12 protein-coding genes are annotated in these 11,581 nt (G+C 42.3%); all 12 read left to right on the forward strand.

What is annotated here, in order from left to right; genetic code table 11:
• Nucleotides 1-180: 180 nt before the first annotated feature.
• A complete protein-coding gene (locus tag ADG81_RS02760; RefSeq protein WP_049550833.1) occupies nt 181-978 on the forward strand; it encodes a formate/nitrite transporter family protein in 798 nt (265 codons plus the stop codon).
• A gap of 144 nt (nt 979-1,122) precedes the next feature.
• A complete protein-coding gene (locus tag ADG81_RS02765) occupies nt 1,123-2,403 on the forward strand; it encodes an O-acetylhomoserine aminocarboxypropyltransferase/cysteine synthase family protein (protein ID WP_049550834.1) in 1,281 nt (426 codons plus the stop codon).
• A gap of 95 nt (nt 2,404-2,498) precedes the next feature.
• Nucleotides 2,499-3,773: a DUF2130 domain-containing protein gene (locus tag ADG81_RS02770; protein WP_049550835.1), complete on the forward strand. Its 1,275-nt coding sequence runs from the start codon at nt 2,499-2,501 to the stop codon at nt 3,771-3,773.
• 11 nt (nt 3,774-3,784) lie between these two features.
• Nucleotides 3,785-4,663 (forward strand): tRNA pseudouridine(55) synthase TruB, encoded by an 879-nt coding sequence (truB, locus tag ADG81_RS02775; RefSeq protein ID WP_049550836.1) that lies wholly within the window; start codon nt 3,785-3,787, stop codon nt 4,661-4,663.
• Nucleotides 4,664-4,775: 112 nt separating this feature from the next.
• Nucleotides 4,776-5,414, forward strand: a complete 639-nt coding sequence (udk, locus tag ADG81_RS02780) for a uridine kinase (protein WP_049550837.1) — start codon at nt 4,776-4,778, stop codon at nt 5,412-5,414.
• A gap of 127 nt (nt 5,415-5,541) precedes the next feature.
• Nucleotides 5,542-6,882, forward strand: a complete 1,341-nt coding sequence (gene xseA / locus ADG81_RS02785) for an exodeoxyribonuclease VII large subunit (RefSeq protein ID WP_049550838.1) — start codon at nt 5,542-5,544, stop codon at nt 6,880-6,882.
• Nucleotides 6,860-7,072: an exodeoxyribonuclease VII small subunit gene (locus ADG81_RS02790; protein WP_000043226.1), complete on the forward strand. Its 213-nt coding sequence runs from the start codon at nt 6,860-6,862 to the stop codon at nt 7,070-7,072. The genes xseA and ADG81_RS02790 overlap by 23 nt, the downstream gene beginning before the upstream one ends.
• Nucleotides 7,069-7,944: a polyprenyl synthetase family protein gene (locus tag ADG81_RS02795; RefSeq protein ID WP_049550839.1), complete on the forward strand. Its 876-nt coding sequence runs from the start codon at nt 7,069-7,071 to the stop codon at nt 7,942-7,944. Before ADG81_RS02790 ends, ADG81_RS02795 begins: the two co-directional genes overlap by 4 nt.
• Nucleotides 7,937-8,752, forward strand: coding sequence for a TlyA family RNA methyltransferase (locus tag ADG81_RS02800; protein ID WP_049550840.1), 816 nt, complete (start codon nt 7,937-7,939; stop codon nt 8,750-8,752). Before ADG81_RS02795 ends, ADG81_RS02800 begins: the two co-directional genes overlap by 8 nt.
• A complete protein-coding gene (locus ADG81_RS02805; RefSeq protein WP_033677056.1) occupies nt 8,745-9,176 on the forward strand; it encodes an arginine repressor in 432 nt (143 codons plus the stop codon). Before ADG81_RS02800 ends, ADG81_RS02805 begins: the two co-directional genes overlap by 8 nt.
• Nucleotides 9,177-9,182: 6 nt before the next feature.
• Entirely contained in the window at nt 9,183-10,850 is a 1,668-nt protein-coding gene (gene recN / locus ADG81_RS02810) for a DNA repair protein RecN (RefSeq protein WP_049550841.1), read from the forward strand.
• A 1-nt stretch (nt 10,851) separates the two neighbouring features.
• Nucleotides 10,852-11,580: a metallophosphoesterase family protein gene (locus ADG81_RS02815; RefSeq protein ID WP_024057651.1), complete on the forward strand. Its 729-nt coding sequence runs from the start codon at nt 10,852-10,854 to the stop codon at nt 11,578-11,580.
• Nucleotide 11,581 lies beyond the last annotated feature (1 nt).

Below are 11,581 nucleotides of genomic sequence, written 5' to 3' on the forward strand. Positions count from 1 at the left end.
GGCTCCATAAGATCCATAGGGGATTTACCCACTACAAATATTATAGAGCCTAAAATCTTAGGTTTTACTGATTTTTTATAGATTGCGTTTCAAAATAAACTGTTATGAAATACAGAAAACGTTTCCTTAATTCTAAAGTTTGTGATATAATTATCAGGTAAAAAATTTTAGGAGTTTATTATGGTTTCTTCAGAATTTATCTCAAAGATTGAATTTGCTTGCAAGAAGAAAGAAAGTCTTTATAGTCAAAGCAAATTTAAGTATGCGATTCGTTCTATGTTTGCAGGTGCATTCTTAACTTTCAGTACAGCTGCTGGTGCAGTTGGGGCTGACTTGATTAATAAAATCGCACCAGGTAGTGGACGCTTCCTTTTCCCATTTGTTTTCGCATGGGGATTGGCTTACATTGTTTTCTTGAATGCCAAGTTGGTAACATCAAACATGATGTTTTTGACTGCTGGTAGTTTCTTGAAAAAAATCTCTTGGAGAAAAACAGCTGAGATTTTACTTTATTGTACCTTGTTCAACCTTATCGGAGCTTTGATAGCAGGTTGGGGCTTTGCTCACTCGGCAGCCTATGCACATCTGACACACGATAGTTTCATCTCAGGGGTTGTTGAGATGAAGTTAGGCCGTTCAAATGAATTAATCTTGCTTGAGGCTATTTTGGCAAATATTTTCGTAAATATTGCTATTCTTTCATTTGTTTTGGTCAAAGATGGTGGTGCCAAACTTTGGCTTGTGTTGTCAGCGATTTACATGTTTGTATTCTTAACAAACGAGCACATTGCGGCGAACTTTGCTTCTTTCGCGATTGTGAAATTCAGTGTTGCTGCTGATTCAATTGCTAACTTTGGTGTTGGAAATATGCTTCGCCACTGGGGTGTAACCTTCATTGGGAACTTTATCGGAGGAGGCCTCTTGATGGGTCTTCCATATGCCTTCCTCAATAAAAACGAAGATACTTATGTAGATTAAGAAATGAGCACGATTGAGTCGTGCTTTTTTTGTTTTGTAAGAAGTAATAGTCGCTCCTTATATCAAAATATAGAAAAGAGGTATTAGTCAATATAGGTTGATAGTGCTACAATATCCTTAATGAAACTATATGGAGGTCGCCTTATGACTCGTGATTTTAAATTTGAAACTCTGCAACTACATGCTGGTCAAGTTGTGGATCCAGCTACCAAGTCTCGTGCAGTACCGATTTATCAAACAACATCTTTTGTTTTTGACGATACGCAGGAAGGTGCCGATCTTTTTGCCTTGAGAAAACCAGGCAACATCTATACTCGTATTACAAATCCTACAACGGCTGCTTTTGAAGAAAGAATTGCAGCTCTGGAAGGTGGTGTCGGAGCTCTTGCAACAGCATCAGGTATGGCAGCAGTAACCTATACGATTTTGGCACTTGCCCACGCAGGTGACCATGTAGTAGCAGCATCAACTATTTACGGTGGGACCTTCAATCTCTTGAAAGAAACCCTTCCTCGTTATGGTATCACAACAACCTTTGTCGATGTGGATAATTTGGAGGAAGTAGAAGCAGCTATCAATGACAATACCAAGCTAGTCTTGATTGAAACCTTGGGGAATCCCTTGATTAACATACCTGACTTGGAAAAATTGGCTGAGATTGCTCACAAGCATCAGATTCCACTCGTTTCTGACAATACCTTTGCTACACCTTATTTAATTAACGTCTTTTCTCACGGTGTAGATATTGCCATTCACTCTGCGACTAAGTTTATCGGTGGGCATGGTACAACTATTGGTGGAGTGATTGTCGATAGCGGTCGTTTTGACTGGGCGGCTTCAGGGAAATTCCCTCAATTTGTTGAGGAAGACCCAAGCTACCATAATTTGAGCTATACTCGTGATGTGGGTGCAGCAGCCTTTATTATCGCTGTCCGTGTTCAATTGCTCCGTGATACAGGGGCGGCCTTGTCGCCATTTAATGCCTTCCTCTTGCTTCAAGGACTTGAAACCCTTTCTCTTCGTGTGGAACGCCATGTGCAAAATGCTGAGAAAATTGTTGATTTCCTTGTCAACCATCCTAAGGTAGAAAAGGTAAACTATCCAAAACTTGCAGACAGTCCTTATCATGCCTTGGCTGAAAAATACTTTCCAAAAGGTGTGGGCTCCATCTTTACCTTCCATGTCAAAGGTGGGGAGGCAGAAGCACGCAAGGTCATTGATAATTTGGAAATCTTCTCTGACCTAGCAAACGTAGCAGATGCTAAATCGCTTGTTGTCCATCCAGCAACAACCACTCACGGTCAATTGTCAGAAAAAGACCTAGAAGCAGCAGGTGTCACACCAAACCAAATTCGTTTGTCAATCGGTCTTGAAAATGTAGATGATTTGATTGAAGATTTGCGCTTGGCCTTGGAAAAAATTTAAAGAAAAAGAAGATAAACAGTGGGTTTCGACTCGCTGTTTTTGATTTTCCCTCAGGCATGATATAATGGTTACAGAAGTCTAGAAAGAGGAACGTTATGAACGAAATCAAATGTCCCAATTGTGGGGAAGTCTTTACAGTAAATGAGAGTCAGTATGCCGAACTTCTGTCCCAAGTAAGAACGGCAGAGTTTGATAAGGAATTGCACGATCGCATGAAGCAGGAACTGGCCTTGGCTGAGCAAAAAGCTATGAATGAGCAACAGACTAAACTTGCTCAAAAAGATCAAGAAATTGCGCAATTACAGAGTCAAATCCAAAACTTTGATACAGAAAAAGAATTGGCTAAGAAAGAAGTTGAGCAGACAAGCCATCAGGCTCTCTTGGCCAAGGACAAGGAAGTACAGTCCTTGGAAAACCAATTGGCTACTTTGCGTTTGGAACATGAAAATCAGCTACAGAAGACCCTTTCTGACCTAGAAAAAGAACGAGACCAGGTTAAAAATCAGCTTCTCTTGCAAGAAAAAGAAAACGAACTTTCTCTTGCTTCTGTTAAGCAAAACTATGAAGCACAGCTCAAGGCAGCCAGTGAACAAGTCGAATTTTATAAGAATTTCAAAGCTCAACAATCTACAAAAGCTATCGGGGAAAGTCTGGAACACTATGCAGAGAGTGAGTTTAACAAGGTCCGTAGTTTTGCATTTCCAAATGCCTACTTTGAGAAGGATAACAAGGTCTCTGCGCGTGGGTCTAAGGGGGACTTTATTTTCCGTGAATGTGATGAAAATGGGGTCGAGATTATCTCCATTATGTTTGAGATGAAAAACGAAGCGGATGGAACAGAGAAGAAGCACAAGAATGCAGATTTTTACAAGGAATTGGACAAGGACCGTCGGGAAAAGAACTGTGAGTATGCCGTTTTGGTGACCATGCTTGAGGCTGATAACGACTACTTTAACACAGGAATTGTTGATGTCAGCCACGAGTATGAAAAGATGTATGTGGTTCGTCCTCAATTCTTTATCCAGTTGATTGGACTCCTGCGAAATGCTGCGCTTAATTCTTTGAAATATAAGCAAGAGTTGGCCTTAGTTCGGGAGCAAAATATCGATATTACACATTTTGAGGAAGATTTGGACGCCTTTAAACAGGCCTTTGCTAAGAACTATAACTCAGCTTCGACCAACTTTGGTAAAGCCATTGATGAAATCGATAAGGCCATTAAGCGTATGGAAGAGGTTAAGAAATTCTTGACAACATCTGAAAACCAACTTCGCCTCGCAAACAATAAATTGGAAGATGTCTCTGTTAAAAAATTGACCCGAAAAAATCCAACAATGAAAGCCAAGTTTGAAGCTCTGAAGGGGGAGTGAGAAAGAAATATATGAACGGTATTATCAACTTAAAAAAAGAAGCAGGGATGACCTCGCATGATGCGATTTTTAAACTGCGTAAGATTTTGGGAACTAAGAAGATTGGTCATGGTGGGACCTTGGATCCGGATGTGGTGGGTGTTTTACCCATTGCAGTTGGCAAGGCGACCCGCATGGTCGAGTTTATGCAGGATGAGGGTAAGGTCTATGAGGGGGAAATCACTCTGGGTTATTCCACGACGACTGAGGATGCCAGTGGGGAAGTAGTCGCAGAGACACCTGTTTTATCGCCCTTGTATGAAAAGCTTGTTGATGAAGCAATCGCCAGTCTGACAGGACCTATTACTCAGATTCCGCCTATGTATTCGGCTGTTAAGGTCAATGGTCGCAAACTCTATGAGTATGCGCGTGCTGGTCAGGAAGTGGAGCGCCCAGAACGTCAGGTGACCATTTATCAATTTGAGCGAACAAGTCCGATTTCTTATGAAGGTCATCTTGCACGCTTTACTTTTCGTGTAAAATGCAGTAAAGGGACTTACATCCGTACCTTGTCGGTTGACTTGGGAGAAAAATTGGGCTATGCGGCTCATATGTCACATCTGACTCGTACTAGTGCAGCCGGTTTACAGCTAGAAAACGCTCTTACCTTGGAAGAAATTGCTGAAAAAGTGGAGGCCGGTCAACTGGACTTTCTCCATCCTCTAGAGATTGGGACAGGGGACCTTGTCAAAGTTTTCCTAACTCCAGAAGAGGCTACAGAAGTACGCTTTGGTCGTTTTATAGAGCTAGACCAAACAAATCAAGAATTGGCTGCCTTTGAAGATGACAAATTGCTAGCCATTCTTGAAAAACGGGATAACCTCTACAAGCCAAGGAAGGTTTTTCGTTAGTATAATTGAAGTGTAGAAATTGGAATTGTTTCCCCTAGACTATCCAAATCAGACTATAAATTTTGCAAAAAATGTGATAGAATAGACGACGGATAAAAAAACGGAGGATAGCATGCAAAATAGACCAATCATTATCGGAGTGACAGGTGGTTCTGGTGGTGGTAAGACCAGTGTTTCGAGAGCCATTTTATCGCATTTTCCTGATGAAAAGATTTCCATGATTGAGCATGATTCATACTACAAGGATCAGTCTCATTTGACCTTTGAAGATCGTATCAAAACTAACTACGACCATCCTTTTGCCTTTGATACAGACTTGATGATCGAGCAGATGAAGGAGTTGTTGGCAGGGCGTCCGGTAGACATCCCAACTTATGACTATACAGAGCATACACGAAGCAGCAAGACCTATCGTCAAGAACCTCAAGATGTCTTTATCGTTGAGGGGATTTTGGTCTTGGAGGATAAGCGTCTGCGCGATTTGATGGATATCAAGATTTTTGTGGATACAGACGATGATGTGCGCATTATTCGTCGGATCAAGCGTGATATGGAAGAGCGTGGCCGTAGTTTGGATAGCGTTATTGACCAGTATTTAGGTGTGGTCAAACCTATGTACCACCAGTTTATCGAGCCAACCAAGCGTTATGCTGATATCGTCATTCCTGAGGGAGTCAGCAATACAGTGGCTATCGACCTTTTGACAACCAAGATTGAAAAGATTTTGGAAGAAGCTAGAAACAGCAAATAAACAGATGTGGAGGCCTTGCCTCCTTTTTCTATTTTTCTCTCACAATGGTACATAAATGGAGATTTTTAGGCATATTTTTGGTATAATAATACCCATGAAAGAGCAAGAAAATGAGTAGTAGGTGGAGATGGAAAAGTATTTATCGGTAACAACTTTGACCAAGTATCTGAAAATGAAATTCGATAAAGACCCTTACTTGGAACGGGTCTATTTAACTGGTCAAGTTTCCAACTTTCGTAAACGACCTACTCACCAATATTTCTCCCTAAAGGATGACCATGCAGTTATTCAAGCGACCATCTGGTCTGGGATTTATCAGAAATTAGGCTTCGACCTGGAAGAAGGGATGAAGATCAATGTGATTGGGCGTGTACAGGTCTATGAGCCGAGCGGTAGCTACTCCATCATCATTGAAAAGGCAGAGCCTGATGGAGTTGGTGCACTTGCGATACAGTTTGAACAACTCAAGAAAAAATTGACAGAAGAGGGCCTGTTTCAAGAGAGGTTCAAGCAACCTCTGCCTCAATTTTCTAAGAGAATTGGTGTAGTAACCAGTCGCAGCGGAGCTGTGATTCGAGATATTATCACGACCGTCAGCAGACGCTTTCCAGGTGTTGATATCCTTCTCTATCCGACCAAGGTGCAAGGTGAAGGCTCTGCGGAGGAAATTGCTCGAAATATTGCGCGTGCCAATCAACGTGACGATTTGGATTTGCTGATTATTGGTCGTGGTGGAGGTTCTATCGAGGATCTTTGGGCCTTTAACGAAGAAATCGTGGTACGAGCGATTTTTGAATCTTGTTTACCAGTTATCTCTAGTGTGGGGCATGAGACGGATGTGACCTTGGCAGATTTTGTGGCAGATCGCCGCGCTGCCACACCAACAGCAGCTGCTGAACTGGCAACACCTGTGACCAAGTTGGATCTATTAACTCATTTGCAAAATCAGGAAAAACGGATGTCAACAGCAGTCCGAAATGTCCTAGCTAAGAAACAAGAGGCTTTGAAAAAATGCAGTCAGTCAGTCATCTTTAGACAGCCAGAGCGTTTGTATGATGGCTATATGCAACGCTTGGATCAACTGCAATTGCGCTTAAAACAAAGTTTACGTACACGGATTTCTGATAACAAACAGATAGTACAAGCAAGGACGCATCGACTGGTACAATTATCACCCGTTACCAAAATCCAACGCTATCAAGACCGTCTAGGTCAGTTGGACAAGCTTCTCCGTAGCCAAATGGCGCTGGTTTATGATGCCAAGGTTGCTGAGGTTAAGAGACTTTCAGAAGCACTTCTGATGTTGGATACGAGCCGAATTGTGGCGCGAGGTTATGCTATTGTCAAAAAAGAAGAGTTAGTTGTAGATTCGGTTGAAAATTTGAAGAAAAAAGACCAAGTGACGCTTTTGATGCGGGATGGTCAAGTAGAATTAGAGGTTAAAGATGTCAAAACAAAAGAAATTTGAGGAAAATCTAGCAGAACTGGAGACCATTGTCCAAAGTTTGGAAAATGGTGAAATTGCTCTGGAAGATGCGATTGCTGCCTTTCAAAAGGGCATGGTCTTGTCAAAAGAGCTCCAAGCTACGCTAGACAAGGCTGAAAAGACCTTGGTCAAGGTTATGCAAGAAGACGGAACAGAAAGTGATTTTGAATGAAAAAGCAAGAAAAATTAGCTCTTGTTGAGTCGGCTTTGGAAGACTTTTATGGAGACCAGCAGTTTGCCTCTAGTTTGCGAGAGTCTGTTCTCTATTCCATTCATGCTGGTGGCAAGCGTATTCGCCCCTTTCTCTTGTTAGAAGTTCTGGAAGCCTTGCAGGTCGCTATTAAACCTGCTCACGCACAGGTTGCTGCGGCCTTGGAAATGATTCATACAGGGAGCTTGATTCACGATGATCTTCCAGCTATGGATGATGATGATTACCGTCGGGGACGCTTGACCAACCACAAGAAATTCGGTGAAGCTATGGCGATATTGGCTGGGGATGCCTTATTCCTAGATCCTTACGCCCTGATAGCGCAGGCAGATTTGCCAAGTCAGATTAAGGTGGACTTGATTGCCAACTTATCCCTTGCTTCAGGTAGTCTGGGTATGGTGGCAGGGCAGGTTTTGGACATGGAGGGTGAACACCAGCACTTGTCTTTGGAAGAACTCCAGACTATTCATGCTAATAAGACTGGAAAACTACTAGCCTTTCCCTTCCAAGCGGCTGCTATCATTGCGGAATTGGCACCTGAAATGCAGGCAAAGCTGAAAACTATTGGGGAATTGATTGGACTTGCTTTTCAAGTTCGAGATGATGTACTGGATGTGACTGCCAGTTTTGAGGAAATCGGCAAGACGCCACAAAAGGATTTGCAGGCAGAAAAATCAACCTATCCAGCTTTGTTGGGCTTGGAAGAGGCTATTTCCTTTTGTAACCAGACTTTGGATCAAGCTAATGTAAAATTAGAAGAAATTGCCCAGCAGGTTCCCTTTGAAACAGAATCGATTGTAAGTGTAGTAGAAAGTTTGAGAATCAATGGCTAAGGAAAGAGTGGATGTACTAGCTTATAAACAGGGCTTGTTTGAAACGCGAGAACAAGCCAAGCGCGGTGTCATGGCTGGCCTAGTCGTAGCAGTCCTGAATGGAGAACGGTTTGACAAACCAGGAGAGAAAATTCCAGATGACACCGAGCTAAAACTAAAGGGTGAAAAACTCAAGTATGTCAGCCGTGGTGGCTTGAAATTAGAAAAGGCCTTGCAGGTCTTTGATTTATCAGTGGATGGGGCGACCACGATTGATATCGGGGCTTCTACTGGTGGTTTTACCGATGTTATGCTACAGAATGGTGCCGAGTTAGTCTTTGCAGTTGATGTTGGTACCAATCAGTTGGCTTGGAAACTACGCCAAGACCCACGTGTTGTCAGCATGGAGCAGTTTAATTTCCGCTATGCTGAAAAGACCGATTTTGAAAAGGAACCGAGCTTTGCCAGTATTGATGTGAGTTTCATTTCCCTCAGTCTGATTCTGCCAGCCTTGCACCGTGTCTTGGCAGATCAAGGTCAGGTCGTGGCTCTAGTTAAGCCTCAGTTTGAAGCAGGACGTGAGCAGATTGGGAAAAATGGAATCATTCGCGATGCCAAGGTCCATCAACATGTCCTTGAATCTGTCACATCTATGGCAGTAGAGGAAGGTTTTTCAGTCCTTGGTTTGGATTTTTCTCCCATCCAAGGTGGTCATGGAAATATTGAGTTTTTAGCGTATTTGAAAAAAGAAGAGTCAGCAAGCAATCAGGTTCTTGCTGAGATTGAAGAAGTAGTAGAGAGGGCGCATAGTCAATTTAAAAATGAATAAAAAAGAGAGACTTGAAAAAATTAGACGATTTGTGACAGATTATCAAATCGGTACACAAGAAGAAATCGTAGAACATTTGAAAGAGGCAGGAATCACTGCCACTCAAGCGACTGTATCACGAGATATCAAAGAGCTAGGCATTGTCAAAATTCCTTTGAGAGACAACACCTATGTTTATGAATTGCCAAAATCAATCGTAAAAAGTTTGCAACTGGCTGAAGACAATATTGAGTCAGCTGAATTGATGGATAAGATGATCAATCTCCAAGTTATTCCAGGAAATACGGCTTTTGTAAAAGCTCAGTTAACCGAGACTTTTGCGGATAAGATTTTTAGCTGTTTGGCTGATGATAGCTCGATTTTAGTCATTGCCAGAAGTGAAAATCTAGCTGAGGAAATCTTTGAACAAGTAAAAAATTGGTAGGTCTATATGTTACTTGAAATTTCGATAAAAAACTTTGCCATTATTGAGGCTATTTCCCTCAATTTTGAAAAGGGTATGACTGTTCTGACTGGTGAAACGGGTGCAGGGAAGTCGATTATCATTGATGCCATGAATATGATGTTGGGAGCTCGTGCGACGACAGATGTTATTCGTCATGGTGCGCCAAAGGCAGAGATAGAGGGGCTTTTCTCAGTTGAGAATAGTCGCCTTTTACAGGAAATTTTTGATGAGCAAGGTTTGGAAATGGGTGATGAAATTATCATCCGTCGAGAAATTCTGCAAAATGGTCGGAGTATTAGTCGTGTCAATGGCCAGATGGTTAATCTGTCTGTTTTGCGCGCTATTGGGCAATATCTGGTAGATATTCATGGTCAGCATGACCAAGAGGAGTTAATGCGTCCCCAACTGCATATCCAGATGTTGGATGAATTTGGCGATGCAGCTTTTTGGGAATTGAAAGAAACCTATCAAACGAGTTTTGATGCCTACCGTAAAATGCGTAAGCAGGTTCTGGAAGTCAAGAAAAACCAACAGGAACATAAGGCACGTATTGAAATGTTGGAATTTCAAATGGCAGAGATTGAGGCGGCAAACTTGCAAGCTGGAGAAGACCTGGCTCTCAACCAAGAGCGAGATAAACTTCTCAACCATAAAAATATTGCGGATACACTGACTAATGCCTACAGTATGTTGGACAATGAAGACTTTTCAAGTTTAGCCAATGTTCGTTCAGCCATGAATGACATGGAAAGTGTCGAAGAGTACGACCCTGAATATCGTGAAATTTCAAGCTCTCTGTCTGAGACCTACTATGTCTTAGAAGATATTGGCAAGCGTTTAGAAGCTATCATTGAGGACCTTGATTTTGATGGCAATCGCCTCATGCAGGTTGAGAATCGTTTGGACCTCCTTCATACCATTACCCGTAAGTATGGTGGGACTGTAGACGATGTCTTGCTTTATTTTGCCAAGATTACGGAAGAATACAATCTCTTGACAGGTAATAATCTTTCGTCTGAGGACATGGAAGCAGAGCTCAAGAAATTGGAAGTCAATCTTGTTGATTTGGCAGGTCAGCTTGCCTCTGCTCGTCATGACTTGGCCCAGCAGCTCGAAGCAGAGATTAAACAAGAACTGCAAGACCTTTATATGGAAAAAGCCCAATTTCAGGTTCGTTTTAGCAAGGGCAAATTCAGTCGTGAGGGAAATGAAATGGTCGAGTTTTACATTTCAACCAACCCTGGCGAAGACTTTAAACCCTTGGTTAAGGTTGCATCTGGCGGAGAATTGTCTCGCCTCATGCTAGCTATTAAATCTGCCTTTTCACGTAAAGAAGGCAAGACAAGTATTGTCTTTGATGAAGTGGATACGGGAGTTTCAGGTCGTGTTGCCCAAGCTATTGCACAGAAGATTCATAAAATTGGTCAGCATGGTCAGGTTCTGGCTATTTCCCATTTGCCACAAGTGATTGCGATTGCGGATTATCAATTCTTTATTGAGAAGATTAGTAATGACCATTCAACAGTTTCGACTGTTCGTCTCTTGACTGTTGAAGAGCGAGTGGAGGAAGTTGCCAAGATGTTGGCAGGTGATGATGTGACGGAAGCAGCCCTGACGCAAGCCAGAGAATTGTTGAGAAACAGGGAGAAATAAGATGACAGACTATTATGTAATTGGAGATGTTCACGGAAAAGCTGGGATGCTGGAAGACCTTCTCAAAACATGGGATGGTCAGACCCAGTTACTCTTTCTAGGGGATTTGATTGACCGTGGTGAAGATAGTCGCCGTGTTCTAGAGATGGTTAAGGACTTAGTGGACAATCAAGGGGCTATCTGTTTGTCAGGAAATCATGAGTATATGTTTTTGACATGGCTAGATGATCCAGAAGAAAGCTATGATCACTATCGTCGCAATGGTGGAGATACAACCATTAACTCTATCCTAGGTCGTCCTTTGGATGCACCGGTTGATGGAGTTGAGGATGCCAAGCGTGTTGCTACTGAAGCAGCAGACTTGGTCGAATTTATTCGTCAAATGCCATTTGTGGTAGAGACAGACAAGTATATCTTTGTGCACGCAGGTATTGATTTGACCTTAGACGACTGGCATGAAACCACAGATTACAAGAAAGTATGGCTTAGAAAACCATTCCACGAAGCAGAAAATCATACTGGAAAAATCATTGTCTTTGGCCATACACCGGTCTATGGTTTGTTAAAGCAAGAGCGTGGTACTGCTGAGCTTTGGACTACAGAAGATGGCAAGATTGGAATGGATGGAGGAGCTGTTTATGGTGGTGTCCTTCATGGGATTGTCTTTACTGACCAAGGAATGACAGAACACCACTTTATTGAGAATGACGGCTTTGTTGCTGAAGATTAGT

Source organism: Streptococcus pseudopneumoniae, assembly GCF_001070815.1.
Taxonomy (GTDB): Bacteria; Bacillota; Bacilli; order Lactobacillales; family Streptococcaceae; genus Streptococcus; species Streptococcus pseudopneumoniae_P.